Raw genomic sequence first — 14,928 nt, 5'->3', positions numbered from 1 at the left:
CACATGCAAACTTTTATATTGGCGTTATATGTCCTTATCTGGCCGTTGATCTCACTGGCTATTTTCGCGGTTATCGGCATTGCCACCATCAAAGACATACGCGTTGCCAAGCGCGAGAAACGCGAGCTGGTGTAAGCGCCACGTTCAAACCTTGTTGGATTGATCCACGAACTGCGATGGCAGTGGGATGTCAGAGCAGCATAACAACAGGAGATAGACATGCAGACGATTGAGCTAGGCGGAGACAGCGTACCCCGTATCGGCCAGGGCACCTGGCATATGGGCGAGGATGCCGGGCAGCGCCAAGCTGAAATCAAGGCGCTGCGTGAAGGCCTGGAACTGGGCATGACACTGATTGATACCGCTGAGATGTATGCCGAGGGCGGCGCTGAAGAAATTGTTGGCCAAGCGATTCGTGGCCGGCGCGATCAGGTGTATCTAGTCAGCAAGGTTTACCCGCACAACGCCAGCACCCAGGGTGTTCAAGCTGCCTGCGAGCGCAGCCTACGCCGATTGGGCACCGACACGATTGATCTCTACCTGCTGCACTGGCGCGGACAGTACCCGTTAAGCGAAACCGTGGAAGCGTTTGAGCGGCTGCGCGAGCAAGGCAAGATTCTGCGTTGGGGCGTATCGAACTTTGACGTTGACGACCTAGCGGAGCTAGACGCGCCCGCGTGCGCCACCAACCAGGTGCTCTATAACCCCGAAGCACGCGGCATTGAATACGATCTGCTGCCCCGGCAGGCTCAACACAACATGCCGCTGATGGCTTACTGCCCCATTGGTCAAGGCGGCGCGCTGCTGCGTAACGCTACCCTGCAACGCATCGCCGACAAACACAGCGCCACCCCCGCGCAAATCGCCCTTGCCTGGGCGCTGCGCCACCCCGGTGTGATTGCCATCCCGAAAGCTGTGAGCCTGGACCACCTCAAACAGAACGCCAACGCAGATAGCATCCGGCTCGACGAAGACGATTTGGCACAGATAGACGCCGCTTACGCGCCACCAGTACGTAAACAGGGTTTAATGATGGTGTGACCAAGCGTGAACCTTTCGAAGGTGTTGGTAAACCAGCCCACAAAGATAGACTCGCGAGTTAATGCAGAGCGTTGCGGCAATTTTGGAGCCGCGAGGCGGTGGAAAAATTGTCCGGCAACAGCGGCCTGTTATGCATTATTCGTAGTGGCTCCATAGCCTGAGGACTTTCACTACTTGTTCGTCTTCTAGCACCTGGTAGACCAAACGATGCTGAATATTAATGCGGCGTGAATAGGCGCCCGTAAGATCACCAATGAGCTTCTCAAACGGGGGTGGCTTGCGGTACGGATCTTCTGCAATTAGGGCCAACAACTCTTGGGCTTTTGGCTTGAGGCCGCTTGAAGCCAGCTTCTCTGCGTCCTTCTGGGCTTGTTTGGTGTAAACCAACGTCCATGTCACCAGTCCAGCTCCTCATCGCACTCATCCACGGAGGTATCCATTCCCTCACGAATAGACTCCCGCATACCCGGTACGGAGAGCAGGTAAAGCGTTTCCTGAATGGCGGACCAGTCTTCCTCGGAAACCAGGACGGCTTTGTTCCGCTTACCCATGATGACGATGGGTTGGTGGGACTCGGCGGTCTCGTCAATCAACCGATAAAGGTTGCTACGCGCCTCCGTTGCTGTGATCCCGGTCATGACGCACCTCTTGCGTGTTTAACTTTTTATCAATTGTACGCCCTCTGGTACGTACGTCAAAACGAACGTTCTGAATAACGCCGCATTAAGGTGTGAGTAGCGCTTTCCTATACTTTGAGCGAAGCGAAAGCGGCAAGCGTTGCGAATCACTCTTAAATGCTTTGTTATGTTTCAGGATACATCTCACGAATTAGATTCAGTGATAAAGTCCCTTCGTTAACAAGTGGGGAAATTGTGTCTGTCATTTTTATTTGCTGCCAAGCTTTTGCATTGGTTTTAAAATCAGAAAAACACTTAACGTTGTCTACTCTTCGAAAATGTCGGAACCATACACCCAACTCTGGCACTGGAGTTTTTATATAGTTGTAGTCACCGGATACATTACAAACAGCAAATGGAAAGTGATGAGAGATAATTAGAACTTTATCACCGATCTTCATTTGGTTTTCAAACGCAACATAATCTTTTTGGTGTTGTGGAATCTTCTCCAAATCTTCAAACTCTAAATCGCCTACACGCTCAGAAAAATCTAAACCAATAAATCCTGCGGATAAACTCTGTGCAGAATGAAAAGCTGAATTCCCAGAATCATCTGGGTGTAACTGCATACGCCAAAACGCCATATCTACCTCATTTTACGAAAATTGAACCTGAAACATAGCGAGGCTGTAGAAAAACCCGATTTCGAGCCGTTTCCACCGCCTGCTGTCCTTATTCATTTACCCAGCCAATCATCTGGCTGAGTAATCTTAATATCGGGGCGGATGCAGACTCTGAGTGCAACACACTCATTGGATGGTTGATGGGCTTTCATGGTACTTGGCCATCAGCTCGCTCATCACTTCTATCGGACATTTAAATCCAAAGCGTTTTCGAGGTCGCATATTCAGCTCAAAGGCAATGGCGTCCAGCTCTTCCTGGCTATGTACTGAAAGGTCCGTTCCTTTCGGTAAATATTGACGGATAAGGCCATTGATATTCTCATTGGCCCCACGTTGCCAGGGGCTATGGGGATCGCAAAAGTAAATCGCAACGCCGGTTTCTTGAGTGATTTTTGCATGTTGTGCCATTTCACGCCCCTGATCATAGGTCATGCTTTTTCGAGCGGTGGTCGGCATTCGATTCAGAGCAGCACTAAAGCCTGCTACGGCGGAGGTGGCGGTGGCGTCGTCCATTTTTGCGAGGATCAGATAGCCACTACTAAGCTCTACCAAGGTGCCTACCGCGGACGCGTTATTCTTACCTTTGATCAGATCGCCTTCCCAGTGGCCGGGCATTTCACGCTTACTGACCTCGGGCGGACGTAAGTGAATGCTGACCATGTCAGGGATCTGGCCACGTCGATCCACTTCGCCACGGCGAGGCTTGCGTGTGGTTTTACCTTGTCGCAAGCAGTGAATCAGTTCCTTGCGAAGGTGGCCAACAGGCAAGGCATAAATGGCCGTGTAGATGGTCTCTCGGCAGACGTAGGCATCGCGCAAATCAGGTAGTTTCATCGTCTTGAGCTTGCCGCTAATTTGTTCGGGAGACAAGCGTCGCCGCAACATATGCACGATGAGATCAAACCGCTCGGTGCCTGGCAAAAGCTTACGCGCAGGACGACAGACCTCTCGACGCTTTTCTCGCTGACGTTGGGCGTACCGGGCGCAGTAACCGTTCTGGGCCATTTGGTTACGGCGTATTTCACGAGAGATGGTTGAAGGAGCTCGCCCAGGAGCTGGGCAATATGCCGAAGGCTCATCCCTTGGGCTTGACCCACTTGGATGCTGGCACGTTCTTCAATACTGAGTTCGAGGTAAGACATGGGACAACACCTTAGCGAAATGCTCAGGTGTTGCACTCAGTTTCTGCGGCCAAGCGGTATTTAGCCACTTAGGCACCCAGCTAAAGCTTGTTGAAGACGACCTTTTGCTCTTAAAAAGCAACTTACTCCACTCTAAGCCCTTCATGATGCGGCCAAGTGGCCGTAATTCGCCAACTTCTCAATATTGTGCACCAAGCAGTAGAGCTGCCACTGGCCCTGCCCCTTTCTACAGCCGCAACGCCTGAGTTAGAGCGCTTTTTCATAGATGGATACGTTATCCCCTCCGTAAAGCACGGTTTCGATATACGACCAGCCACTTCGCTCCAGAAGGCTATTTGCTGTGCTTGTGCCGGAGTAGATTTTTTTGTACCCCAGCTTGCGTGCGATGCTTTCAAGCTTAACAGTCAATGTTGCGCCAATTCCACGACGCCGGTACTGGGGGAGTACCATGCCGCCACCAATCCAAGGGGTGAGGTGGTCATGTGTAGTAACACATTTAGCCTTCAATACCGCGATACCAAGAGCAGAACCATCCTGCATCGCAACAACCCCAATAGGAAGTTTATTGTGATTAGAATATGCCAGCAGGTCTTCTTCTGCGTTTCCCCTGCCCCGCGCACCGTAATACTCCGGCCATCCACACTCAAACATTTCTCGAAGTGCTGGCAGTAGTTCGGGGTGATTGGCTAGAAGAGCCAAGTCTAAATTACTCACCATGGTTTCCAATACGCTCTAATGCCTATATCTGCGGCTTGGGTGAACTGGCGGCTTTTTTTCCGCGCAGCGCGAAAAAGGTGACAGTTCAACCAAGTCCGAGAAGATGCACTTGTTATGGCATTTTGTTTCTTTTTAGCCATATGGAATACCCTAACAACAAAGGTGGAATCACTATACCAACCACGATTATTAGGAAGTAAAAGAATTTATGCGAAATCTCAGCTGTAGTCATGGTGCCGGTATAATCTCTTTGGCCAAGCACGAGATTAGAAATAATATTGGTACCTAAACCAGCAGTAAAAAAAGGAATGATTAATAGCGCTACATCGTACCCTGCTTTAATTTCATTTCCGTCTGGTAAGAGGCCGCGTAGATCACCGAGCAATCCCAGAAAGAAAGCAGCAAACATTATTAATTGAACACCAACTATAAAATCTAATGCCTTAGGTGTCTTGGGGTCTCGGATTAACCATAGCAATACTCCAGAAGATAAAGCCGACAATAACATCAATACAATTAATACTTCTTTCATATGCTCCATGCTTTAGATGATTCCCTTTGTTGAGTAGCCATAACGAGGCTGTAGAAACCCCGATTTCGAGCCGTTTCCACCGCCTGTTGTCCTTATTCATTTACCCATCCGGTCATCTGGCTGAGTAATATTAATATCGGCATTTAGTCACTTGGGCGCCCAGCTAAAGCTTGTTGAAGACGGCCTTTTGCTCTTAAAAAGCAACTTACCCCGCTCTAAGCCCTTCATGACGCGGCCAATTGGCCGTAATTCGCCAACTCCTCAATATTGTGCACCAAGCAGTAGAGCTGCCACTGACTTTGCACTTTTTTCTTACCCCGTAGGATGAACCGATTAAGTCGTTTCGTCGTGCCAATATTGCCGAACACCGGTTCCACTACCGACATGCGATGACTGTAGATCTGCTTGCCCTTGGGGCTATCGACTCGGTGCTTCATCCAGCCAGTGTAATTGGGTAAGCGTTTGTTCTCGATAATAAAAGATACCTATCGACTGGCACCGTTCCGATGGCACTTGCCGTATTTGCTTATGGAAAACTGACAAGTCGAGTTTGTGTTCTATCAGGTAGTTCACAGCGTGTTCAAAGGTGCCCGGCTGGAGCTGATCTTGGTAGTTGATCACCACCATGGCGTTTTGATCATAGTTATAAGCCTTGAAGCGCGGCATGCTGACCACTCCTCGTATGTTTCCTCGATCCTACCAAAGCTTAGCCTTCCTACAGGCTCAACGTTCGGGTAATTGGCGTGGTTTGCGTAGAGAACGTTGTGCAAACTTGGCCGAAGGCCAGCACAACTTAAACGAAACAGGCCACGTCCGATTGACTCGCTTGCTAGAGCAGAGCTGACGAAATCACAAACCCACCCACCAACGTAGTTCCCGATGCCACTATGAACCCAAGGCATGTCTTCACTATGCCGCCCGCTCTCTTAGCTTTTTGCTCATCCTCCGACTTGAGGAATATAGGCAAAGAGATAAAAAGCACAATAACAGCAATGAGTATACAGATTGCTGTAAAAGTCACTGATGCAATAACAACTAGCAAGTGAATTACGTCGCCGCCCAATTCGACAAGGAAAACACCCTCTTTAATATAATTGTCGGAGGAGTACTTGGCAGCGTTTAAGATACTCCCATGGTGCTCAAGTAAAAATTCTTTTATGTCGGATTGAAGAAACTCGTTCAGCTTTTCATTTTCGTGCTCATTTAGTTCGGTGCAAGAAACCTGTTCGGAGCCTTCTTTACCGACAAATGTACAAGTATTTCTTTCTGCTTTTTGGGATCGCTGCTCAACTTCACTATTGGTTAGAAGTTCACCACCATGGGTCTCGTACAATGTTCCTATGTATATTGCACTAATCCATGCTGCAAGAACTATTATCAGCAGCACTATAAATGGTACTCTCCAGTAAGCTTGAAGTGCTGGGATCTGTCTAAGTTTCATATTTATTTCCCGTACTCTAACGAGGCTGTAGAAAACCCTCAACCAATTTTTCGATTATGCTCATACGTGAAATATAGAAGGCCTTTCGGTAAAAAGTGCTTCAGATTTTAAAATTAGAGGCTATTTTTAGCTCAATTATTGAATAATTCCTGGTCGATAAATACTTACGACCTTGGTGAGTAGACCAGGGAGTTGCACCCTCGGCCTCTCGCAGAACGGTGCGTGAACCTCTCGATTCACACCGCTCGCATCAAGCAAAGTCACTTACCATGCCTCACTGCCAATGTACAAACAGGGAAAGTCGGGTCTTAGCCAGTGTTTTCAAAAGCTGATTTGCCCGCATTTTCCGGTCTTTTAAGCGTTTGAACTTCTTCATCGGCCAGGCCACCAATGTCCGGTTAAAATGTCGCAGCACTGGGTATATGGCGGAAGGATAGAACCTTCCATAGCACGCCAGCCCCCCGAAAAATCGGGTTATGTCGTCGCGATATATCAGCCAGACTCAGGTTGGAACGATTGCGATAGTTCAATCTCCGTGTTATTTGCCGCATGGACTTCATAGCTGCTTGACTGACCGCTGGCGTAAAATTCACAAACATGCTGTTTCGCTTGAGGTTCTTCACCAGCGTGGTCTGAAGGTGTACCCAAGGAAATCAAACTGAGTGTTTGGGTATTGCCGTCTGCGTTTTCCATCCTTGCAGTAAGCAACCTTAGTCTTCACCGAATGCATTTCCAGGCCGCATTCCCGTAACCGTTTTCCAACGCAGCCCTGACAGCCAGGGCCTCATGTTCGGTTCGACAATGCACCAATCCATCATCCGCATACCGGCACCAAGGTGCCCTCGGAAATGTTCTCCCCATCTAGATATCAAAGGCATAATGCATGAACAGGTTAGCCAACAGCGGACTGACCACGCCCCCTTGGGGGGGCCGAGAGAAGTGCCTTGCGCAGCAACTCATGGTCTATGTTGTCAAACAGGCCTTTGATGTCGAAAATAGTATCGCCAACATCGCTCACGCGTGATACCTACAGCATTCAGCGCCGATTTTCGGGGCCGTTAGCCGTAGGAGTCCGGAGCGAAACAGGCTTCGATAACAGGTTCAATCTCCCGTTTGACCACCATTTGAGCCACGCGATCAGCGACGGTGGGAATGCCCAAAATGCGCTCCCTACTACTCTTTTTAGGGATGGCCACAGCTTTAACAGCCGGTGGGAAGTAAGTCCCTGACGACATCCGATTCCAGATCTTGTACAGATTACTCCTCAGATCTGCCTCGAACTCCGCAAGTGACTGCCTATCCACACCCGCAGCGACCGCATTGGTCTTCACTGCCTTATAGGCGTTGTACACTGACCACTTATCAATGGTGTATGACTTTGTTGCACTCATCCGTCTCCTCCTGTGTCCAGCTGGACGCCAAGTACAACCACTTGATCCGAGTCCTTCGCTCCAGCCGCATTACCGGCCTTCATCACTACTACAACTCGGTCCGTCCCAGTGCTCCGCATCGGTACTCTCGCCTTGTGGTTTTAGCCACTTGTGCTTCTCCCTTAACATCGGAACGACTGGTTCCCGCAGTTCCGCACAAAAGCCTGAATCAGATTCACGCCCCCTATACGCCGGCTGCCGCTTGTCCAGTAATCAGGAGTCCGACACTTGTCCCAGCGACGTCACCCCATCTTCAGTAGCACCCGGGTTTAGAGTCTGACGTTACTTTATCGTGTTTTAAAACCAGTTGCTCGGCATAGGCGGAAGGCGTTAATCCTCCCAGTCCTTTCTTCGGTCTTTCCTCGTTGTATTCCCGTCGCCACGCCTCGATGATGACTCTCGCGTGATGCAGGCTGGTGAACCAGTGCTCATTTAGACATTCGTCTCTAAAACGCCCGTTGAACGATTCGATGTAGGCGTTTTGATTGGGCTTTCCAGGTTCGATTAAAAACAGGGCAACACCACGTTGATGAGCCCACGTCAGCATGGCGCGTCCGCAGAACTCCTTCCCATTATCCGTACGAAGGGCACTTGGAAGGCCACGTTGTAGCACTAGATGATCCAGAATCCGTGTTAACGACAGCCCGTCAATGGCACGGTCAGGCACGATAGCCACGGCTTCATGGGTGGCGTCATCGACAATAGTGAGGTTCTTGATCACTCTCCCTTCCGCCGTGCGGTCAAACACAAAATCCATTGACCAGACCTGATTGGCAGCGCCAGGGCGGCCCAGGGGCTTGCGTTCAGACAGGGGAATCTTCTTACGCTTGCGTCGCTTTACCTGCAACCGAGCCGCCGCGTAGAGGCGTTCGACGCGCTTGTGATTGACCTGTTCACCGGCTTGACGCAGCTTCAGGTAGATCATGCCCGCGCCGTAACGACGATGTCGGTGTGCCAAGGCAACAATGCGTTCACGTAATGTCTCATTGCGGTCAGGAGCCGGTTGGTAGCGCAATGCACTGGCACTCATACGCATGACACGGAGCGCTCGGCGCTCACTCAGGCCACGTGACACCATAAAACGCACCACGTCTCGACGTGCCGGGGCGCTCACCACTTTTTTCTCAGCGCCTCGCGAGTGACCTCCATCTCCAATAGCGACTCCGCGAGCAGCTTTTTCAGGCGTCCATTTTCGGCTTCAAGCTCTTTCAGTCGCTTGGCATCGGGGACGCTCATGCCGCCAAACTTGCTGCGCCAAAGGTAATAACTTGCTTCCGAGAAACCGTGCCGACGACATAGCTCCTTGATGGGGAGTCCCGCCTCCGCTTCGCCCAAGAAGCCAATGATCTGTTCTTCGCTGAAACGCTTCTTCATGTCCAATCTCCTTAGCATAGGATCGGACTCTAAAGTGTAGCGCTACTCAATCTGGGGGTGACGTCGCCAGAAGGTAGAAACGCCTCTGGTTTTGACAGCGGGTCTCTGAATAACGACGCGTCAACGGGGGTTCACTTGCGTTCGTCTCTCTAATCCACACCTACCCGAGATGTTCTCTCGCGGTTTTGACCCCAACGCTCACTACCCTGGCTCTTTACCAACGCAGCTTGGAGTGGTTTGAAGCCCGCTCCTGAAAGCCGACTTCGAAGGGCCCACCTTCATCTTTCATGCAGCTTCTACACCGAAGAACATGCCAAGAATCAACAGCTCTTCCGTGTGCCTGCGGCACACTTTCTACAGGCTCAACGCCTTGCTCACCGGTAAATTGCGAGCGCAGCGAGTGATTTATCCGCGTGCAGCAAATTGTTAGGCTCTTACCTGTTTTCAGGATGAGTCATTTCTTTAAGAATTTTAGAAAGTTCAACAAGGTTGAGTGGCCCGGATATTAAATTTTGGCGTTTAGATTCAAAGGTATGCAGCATGCGTTCGTATGTTTCCACTGAGGGCATATGTGAATTCATGCTACGACCCTTGAACTCTTGAAATCTATCGAGATCGTTGATCAAAAAGCTGGCAACGCTCATGTATTCTGCTTCATTATTCCCGTCGAAGCCTCGAAACTTCGGCTCTTTTCCAAATGGGGCAGCATCAGTCTCTAACTGTGCTTTCTCCTCATCAGACAGCTCCTGATATCCTCTTTCGATGAAGCTCCACATATCGAGAATATCTACTACCTCTTTCACTATTTCAGGCGTTTCTTGATCTTCAAATGGAATTCCTGAGTACTTCCATGGAATACCCCATAAGTGATCTCTAAATATTGCTGACTTGATAAACTCTGGCTCTATTTCGCCCTCTATGCCCATTTTTTCGTAAAGCTCACTTAACATAAGGACTATTAATTTTTCGCCATCTGAAATCTTCACCGAGAAACCTCCTTTAAGACGCCACAATGGGCTGCCGCTCTTTTTTTTCATCAAAAACCATCTTTACAAGAGGCATAAAATCATCAATTTTGTAATAGATGCTTGTTCCAAACTTTTTCTTTGATTCAAAGTCAATGGCTTCTGCAAGCCCAACAATATCTTCTTTCAGATCACCGCAAAGCTTCCGGGCCTGACTATCAAGCACATGAGTAAAGTGAGAGCTCTGTTCGTTAAGAAGCCTTGTATATTCTTCAACCTCTTGCGCTATCTCGTGACATCGTATGGTTTTTACGGAAGTAGAAGTACATGTTGGCCCAACCTTGGAAACGAGACGCAAAATCCTAGCAGTTTCTGAATGTACTTTAGAAACCTCAATAGTCTTCCTTCTTTCAACAAGCTCATCCCTGACCGTCTTTGCCTGTTCTGCAAACGTTTTGGATCGCCGCGCTTGGACATACGCCCAGATTGCACCACCAATGGATGCTAACGAACCGAGTATTGATAGCAAAATTTCCATTCGTTGATGCTCTTCCTATTGCCTAACGCTTGGTTTTGCGGAGTGCCGAAGCGAAGCGTAGGCACGTCCGGCAACAACCAATTGTTATGCCCGCTAAATCGGACGCCCGCACCCGCCACACACTTGTCTGGATGAGCTTCCAGCGGGCCCAGAAAACAGCCCCTCTTCAAGCGTTTTTCCGGTAGGGCCAGAAAAAAATCCTTCATTTGAAATGCTTAGCTTGGTTCTGATGACATGACTGATAATTTCGTCTTGTTCCTGCTCGCTTAAATTATTGAACCATTTATCAAACGTCTCTTTATTTGACATTTTTCTCTCCAGTTATTGAAGGCGTATTACCGCAAAGTTGGCACGCCCCCTTTTTAAAAATATAAGGTGAAGACCCGCAAACGGAGCACACCACACCACTGTCGCCTGGGTGGAGGAGTTTTATTGAATAACGGTATGCCTCTTGCCTCCTCTTCTCCCTGATGTTACTTATATTTTCCTTGTCACGGGCATCCTGATCTGACACATATTTGTAGAACCATCGTGGATCTACTGAGGAGTTTTCAAGAAGCTCGCTAGCTTCATTGCTAATGTAAATATTGGCTCTTCGAGAAATCAGATAAAGCTCTTTCTTGTGCTCTAGTCGAAAAATCAGAGCGAGCACTGATAGGCATAATAAAAAGCCTGAAAAAATAAACGAAAATGTATTAAGCCATGTGGCGTAACTCGTATCTTTGGCTAGCACCAATGAGAAAGTAGTGATAATTGGTACAACTATTGCCAAGACAGTTATCGCGTTTGTGATCCAGTTAATTCTAGACAACTCAGACGAATAAATATAGTCAGCAGAAAGCGCGTTAGAGCGAATCTGCAATAGCTTATTGCGTCTACTATCGGCACTTTCTTGCAAGACATCCTCCTCAGGCATAACAGTGATTACACGCCTCTCTACACAACCCCAATAAACACGACATCACATTTATTGGGGTTGTGTAGCCACCCAGTTTGACTCTACCCCATTGATTCTCTTGAAAGCAAAGTAAATTTTGGCTGAATATCCAACATTCGCGTGCTTGCATGTTTTGCCCTGCTCAATAATTATGTACTCATGAACAGTATCCGAAGGTATCTCTTATGCAACTGGTGGAACGCGTCAAGGCGACCCTGCGGGTCAAGCGCTATAGCCTCCGTACTGAGAAAACCTATTGCTACTGGATTCGCTTTTTCATTCGATTTCACAACTTGCGGCACCCTGCCGCCCTGTCAGGCCATGAAGTGCGGTAATTTTTAAAGTATCTGGCAATCGAGAGACGCGTGGCGGCGTTAGGGTAGCCGAGTCCATCAACGTTTCTAAGAAGCCTACTATTCACTCACTATCCCCCTTGCATCTCTTCTCTCGTCCTCCTAGACTGCTTGGCACTAACTGCTTGACGGGGTGCCGGTGAATCCGGCTGAGATGGCGCAGGGCGTATCCACTTGATACTGCCAAAGCGCTGGTCCCGCTGAACCTGATCCGGCTAATGCGTTGCTCCTACGAAGAGCACGCGGGTACCGGCGTAGGGATCAAGCGATGGCCTCGGCTTAGTTTCACGCCACCTTCTGCGCCATTTCCTCGATCTCAACCGCCCACCTTCCGGATCATTACTACCGGAGGCACCATGGGCTACCGCTTTGCTGATCTTACTAATGCCTGCCATGACGACTGGCGCGCCTATATTGAGCACGATTTTGTCCGCCAGCTGGGTACCGCCGCGCTACCAGACGCATCGTTTCGCCACTATTTGAAACAGGATTACCTGTTTTTGATTCACTTCGCCCGCGCCTACGCGTTGGCCGCCTATAAAAGCCCTACGCTGGCTGATCTGCGCCAGGCCCATGAAGGTTTAAAAGCCATTGTGGATGTGGAGCTGGGCCTGCACGTGGGCTTTTGCCAGGAGTGGGGAATTTCCGAGCAAGAGCTGGCGGAGCTTCCCGAAGCCAGGGCTACCTTGGCGTATACCCGCTACGTATTAGACACCGGCAATCGCGGCGACCTGCTCGATTTACACGTAGCGCTAGCTCCTTGCTTAGTGGGCTACGGCGAAATCGCCAACTGGCTGAACGCTCAGCCTTCTACCCTACGCGGCAGCCAAAACCCGTTTGATGCCTGGATAGCGATGTACGAAAGCGAGGAGTTTCAGGCCGCTATGCAGGCCGAGCTTGAATGGCTCAACGCCCGCCTGGCCGATGTTACCCCTGCCCGCTTTGCCGAGCTGAGCAAGATCTTCCGCGACGCCACGCGACTGGAAATCGATTTCTGGCAGATGGGTCTGGATCTGATAGACAGCGATCTGACAGACCAAGATCCCACCCATTAAGCCAACACAATAACCATAATCAACAACGAAGGAAGACGACCGTCATGACGAAGACTTTAGAAACTAAAACTTTAAAAACTAAGACCTCAAAAAGTAACACCAGCCACTTTTTAGCCGAAACTGCCCAGGTCGATGCGGCCGCCATTCAACCGCTGCCCGCCTCGCGCAAGGTGTACGTTGAAGGCTCACGACCCGATATCCGCGTGCCGTTTCGGGAAATCACTCTGTCGCCGACTAAAACCAGCAGCATTGATGAAGAGAACCCGCCGCTACTGGTGTACGACACCTCTGGCCCTTATACCGACCCAGCCGCCAACAATGATTTACGCAAAGGCTTACCCGCCCTGCGCCGCGCCTGGATTGAAGAGCGCAACGATACTGAGTTCCTTGACGGCCCCACCAGTGAGTACGGCAATCGCCGCGCTAACGACCCAACGCTTGCTCAGTTGCGTTTTGATTTAACGCGCACCCCGCGCCGGGCAAAACCAGGTAAGAATGTCACCCAACTGCACTATGCGCGCCAGGGCATTATTACTCCTGAAATGGAATTTATTGCCATCCGCGAGAACCAGCGCCGCCAAACGTTAGGCACCGCTGAAGTGGAGCGTATTCTTGGCCACCAGCACCCTGGCCAGAGCTTTGGTGCAAAATTGCCGGAAGAGATCACGCCGGAATTTGTGCGCGACGAAGTCGCCCGTGGCCGCGCGATCATCCCCAACAATATCAACCACCCAGAATCCGAGCCGATGATTATTGGCCGTAACTTTCTGGTGAAGATTAACGGCAACCTGGGCAACTCGGCAGTTACCTCGTCGATTGAAGAAGAAGTCGACAAAATGACCTGGGGTATCCGCTGGGGATCGGACACCATCATGGACCTTTCCACTGGCCAGAACATTCACGAGACCCGTGAGTGGATTATCCGCAACTCTCCGGTGCCGATTGGTACCGTGCCGATCTATCAAGCGCTTGAGAAGGTCAACGGCATTGCCGAAAACCTGACTTGGGAAGTGTTCCGCGACACCTTGATTGAACAAGCTGAACAGGGCGTGGATTACTTCACCATTCACGCGGGTGTGCTGCTGCGCTATGTGCCACTAACCGCCAACCGGGTGACCGGCATTGTCAGCCGTGGCGGTTCCATTATGGCCAAATGGTGTCTGTATCATCACCAGGAAAGTTTCCTGTATACCCACTTCGAAGAGATCTGTGAGATCTGCAAGCAGTACGACGTAGCGTTTTCGTTGGGCGACGGTCTGCGCCCCGGCTCAGTCGCCGATGCCAACGACGAAGCACAGTTCGCTGAGCTGGAGACCCTGGGTGAGCTGACGAAGATTGCCTGGAAACACGACGTTCAGGTGATGATCGAGGGCCCTGGCCATGTGCCCATGCACCTGATTAAAGAGAACATGGATAAGCAGCTTGAGGCGTGCCATGAGGCACCTTTTTATACCCTCGGCCCACTGACCACCGATATCGCCCCCGGCTATGACCACATTACCTCGGGCATCGGTGCAGCCATGATCGGCTGGGTTGGCTGTGCAATGCTCTGCTATGTGACGCCGAAAGAGCATTTGGGCCTGCCGAATAAAGATGACGTCAAAACCGGCATCATCACCTACAAGATTGCTGCCCACGCAGCAGACTTGGCCAAGGGTCACCCGGCGGCACAACGTCGCGATAACGCGCTTTCCAAGGCACGCTTTGAATTCCGCTGGGAAGACCAATTCAATCTGGGCCTAGACCCAGATACCGCCCGTGAATTCCACGACGAACCCCTGCCGAAAGATTCCGCCAAGGTGGCGCACTTCTGTTCCATGTGCGGGCCGAAGTTCTGCTCCATGAAGATCAGCCAGGAAGTGCGCGATACCTACCGAGATCGCACACCGGAAAATGCCGCTGAAAGCGATTCTGAGGCAGTCAAGCGTGGCATGCAGGAGCAAGCAGAGAAGTTCCGCCGCGAAGGCAGCGAGCTATATCAAGAAGTTTAAAATAGCAGCCTGCAAGTTTCGCTACTAACAAGTGGCTCTTGGGTCTTATAAGACCTCAAGGGCCATTTTTTTAACCAAGGAGAGGTTAATTTAATTTAAGTTGTGTATGATT

The 14,928-nt window shown here is 50.3% G+C and carries 19 protein-coding genes, 2 pseudogenes and 1 riboswitch; of the genes and pseudogenes, 6 read left to right on the top strand and 15 right to left on the bottom strand.

Annotation, left to right across the window (positions count from 1 at the left end):
• The first annotated feature begins 3 nt into the window (after nucleotides 1–3).
• Complete coding sequence (locus REH51_RS13830) at nucleotides 4–135, top strand: putative transporter small subunit (RefSeq protein WP_009722425.1); 132 nt, start codon at nucleotides 4–6, stop codon at nucleotides 133–135.
• A gap of 84 nt (nucleotides 136–219) precedes the next feature.
• Complete coding sequence (locus REH51_RS13825; protein WP_009722424.1) at nucleotides 220–1,041, top strand: aldo/keto reductase; 822 nt, start codon at nucleotides 220–222, stop codon at nucleotides 1,039–1,041.
• Between the two features lie 135 nt (nucleotides 1,042–1,176).
• Here REH51_RS13825 and REH51_RS13820 read toward each other — a convergent pair whose 3' ends face one another.
• From REH51_RS13820 to REH51_RS13780, 9 genes and pseudogenes are all read right to left on the bottom strand, one after another.
• Nucleotides 1,177–1,440 carry a Txe/YoeB family addiction module toxin gene (locus REH51_RS13820; RefSeq protein ID WP_009722423.1) on the bottom strand — a complete coding sequence of 88 codons (264 nt, stop codon included), beginning with the start codon at nucleotides 1,438–1,440 and terminating at the stop codon, nucleotides 1,177–1,179.
• Entirely contained in the window at nucleotides 1,437–1,679 is a 243-nt protein-coding gene (locus REH51_RS13815) for a type II toxin-antitoxin system Phd/YefM family antitoxin (RefSeq protein WP_009722422.1), read from the bottom strand. Before REH51_RS13815 ends, REH51_RS13820 begins: the two co-directional genes overlap by 4 nt.
• Before the next feature lie 164 nt (nucleotides 1,680–1,843).
• Nucleotides 1,844–2,302: a hypothetical protein gene (locus REH51_RS13810; RefSeq protein WP_009722421.1), complete on the bottom strand. Its 459-nt coding sequence runs from the start codon at nucleotides 2,300–2,302 to the stop codon at nucleotides 1,844–1,846.
• A 165-nt stretch (nucleotides 2,303–2,467) separates the two neighbouring features.
• A pseudogene (locus REH51_RS13805) lies at nucleotides 2,468–3,483 on the bottom strand (IS30 family transposase).
• 246 nt (nucleotides 3,484–3,729) lie between these two features.
• A complete protein-coding gene (locus REH51_RS13800) occupies nucleotides 3,730–4,200 on the bottom strand; it encodes a GNAT family N-acetyltransferase (RefSeq protein ID WP_009722419.1) in 471 nt (156 codons plus the stop codon).
• Nucleotides 4,201–4,312: 112 nt separating this feature from the next.
• Nucleotides 4,313–4,732, bottom strand: a complete 420-nt coding sequence (locus tag REH51_RS13795; protein WP_143759711.1) for a hypothetical protein — start codon at nucleotides 4,730–4,732, stop codon at nucleotides 4,313–4,315.
• Between the two features lie 224 nt (nucleotides 4,733–4,956).
• Nucleotides 4,957–5,241, bottom strand: a pseudogene (locus REH51_RS13790) (transposase); the annotation flags it as partial.
• Nucleotides 5,150–5,398 (bottom strand): transposase, encoded by a 249-nt coding sequence (locus REH51_RS13785; RefSeq protein WP_234667860.1) that lies wholly within the window; start codon nucleotides 5,396–5,398, stop codon nucleotides 5,150–5,152. The pseudogene REH51_RS13790 and the gene REH51_RS13785, both read right to left, overlap by 92 nt.
• 163 nt (nucleotides 5,399–5,561) lie before the next feature.
• Nucleotides 5,562–6,173: a hypothetical protein gene (locus REH51_RS13780; protein ID WP_009722417.1), complete on the bottom strand. Its 612-nt coding sequence runs from the start codon at nucleotides 6,171–6,173 to the stop codon at nucleotides 5,562–5,564.
• A gap of 883 nt (nucleotides 6,174–7,056) precedes the next feature.
• Between REH51_RS13780 and REH51_RS13775 the strand changes: the two genes are divergently transcribed.
• A complete protein-coding gene (locus REH51_RS13775) occupies nucleotides 7,057–7,197 on the top strand; it encodes a hypothetical protein (RefSeq protein WP_498936092.1) in 141 nt (46 codons plus the stop codon).
• Nucleotides 7,198–7,231: 34 nt separating this feature from the next.
• Here the strand turns inward: REH51_RS13775 and REH51_RS13770 are convergent, their stop codons facing one another.
• The 6 genes from REH51_RS13770 to REH51_RS13745 all read right to left on the bottom strand — a co-directional run bounded on the left by REH51_RS13770 (nucleotide 7,232) and on the right by REH51_RS13745 (nucleotide 11,378).
• Nucleotides 7,232–7,564 carry an RNA-directed DNA polymerase gene (locus tag REH51_RS13770; protein ID WP_498936090.1) on the bottom strand — a complete coding sequence of 111 codons (333 nt, stop codon included), beginning with the start codon at nucleotides 7,562–7,564 and terminating at the stop codon, nucleotides 7,232–7,234.
• A 292-nt stretch (nucleotides 7,565–7,856) separates the two neighbouring features.
• Nucleotides 7,857–8,977 (bottom strand): IS3 family transposase gene (locus tag REH51_RS13765; RefSeq protein ID WP_409559424.1). Its coding sequence is split into 2 segments (ribosomal slippage): nucleotides 7,857–8,719 and nucleotides 8,719–8,977, totalling 1,122 coding nucleotides; the frame shifts between segments, so codons are not numbered across the junction.
• A 434-nt stretch (nucleotides 8,978–9,411) separates the two neighbouring features.
• Nucleotides 9,412–9,963, bottom strand: a complete 552-nt coding sequence (locus tag REH51_RS13760; protein WP_009722412.1) for a YfbU family protein — start codon at nucleotides 9,961–9,963, stop codon at nucleotides 9,412–9,414.
• Nucleotides 9,964–9,976: 13 nt separating this feature from the next.
• The gene (locus REH51_RS13755) at nucleotides 9,977–10,480 is read right to left on the bottom strand and encodes a hypothetical protein (RefSeq protein ID WP_009722411.1); all 504 of its coding nucleotides are present in this window, start codon (nucleotides 10,478–10,480) and stop codon (nucleotides 9,977–9,979) included.
• Nucleotides 10,481–10,573: 93 nt separating this feature from the next.
• Nucleotides 10,574–10,789: a hypothetical protein gene (locus REH51_RS13750; RefSeq protein WP_009722410.1), complete on the bottom strand. Its 216-nt coding sequence runs from the start codon at nucleotides 10,787–10,789 to the stop codon at nucleotides 10,574–10,576.
• Complete coding sequence (locus tag REH51_RS13745) at nucleotides 10,779–11,378, bottom strand: mobilome CxxCx(11)CxxC protein (protein WP_234667862.1); 600 nt, start codon at nucleotides 11,376–11,378, stop codon at nucleotides 10,779–10,781. The genes REH51_RS13750 and REH51_RS13745 overlap by 11 nt, the downstream gene beginning before the upstream one ends.
• Nucleotides 11,379–11,602: 224 nt before the next feature.
• Between REH51_RS13745 and REH51_RS13740 the strand changes: the two genes are divergently transcribed.
• The 3 genes from REH51_RS13740 to thiC all read left to right on the top strand — a co-directional run bounded on the left by REH51_RS13740 (nucleotide 11,603) and on the right by thiC (nucleotide 14,816).
• Nucleotides 11,603–11,752, top strand: coding sequence for a phage integrase N-terminal SAM-like domain-containing protein (locus tag REH51_RS13740; RefSeq protein WP_009722408.1), 150 nt, complete (start codon nucleotides 11,603–11,605; stop codon nucleotides 11,750–11,752).
• 137 nt (nucleotides 11,753–11,889) lie between these two features.
• A riboswitch (TPP riboswitch) is annotated at nucleotides 11,890–12,048 on the top strand.
• A 78-nt stretch (nucleotides 12,049–12,126) separates the two neighbouring features.
• A complete protein-coding gene (gene tenA, locus REH51_RS13735; protein WP_009722407.1) occupies nucleotides 12,127–12,825 on the top strand; it encodes a thiaminase II in 699 nt (232 codons plus the stop codon).
• A gap of 44 nt (nucleotides 12,826–12,869) precedes the next feature.
• Nucleotides 12,870–14,816: a phosphomethylpyrimidine synthase ThiC gene (thiC, locus tag REH51_RS13730; RefSeq protein ID WP_498936088.1), complete on the top strand. Its 1,947-nt coding sequence runs from the start codon at nucleotides 12,870–12,872 to the stop codon at nucleotides 14,814–14,816.
• Nucleotides 14,817–14,928: the final 112 nt, after the last annotated feature.

It is taken from the genome of Halomonas bluephagenesis, from assembly GCF_054790765.1.
This window is presented reverse-complemented; position numbering and strand designations above follow the sequence as displayed.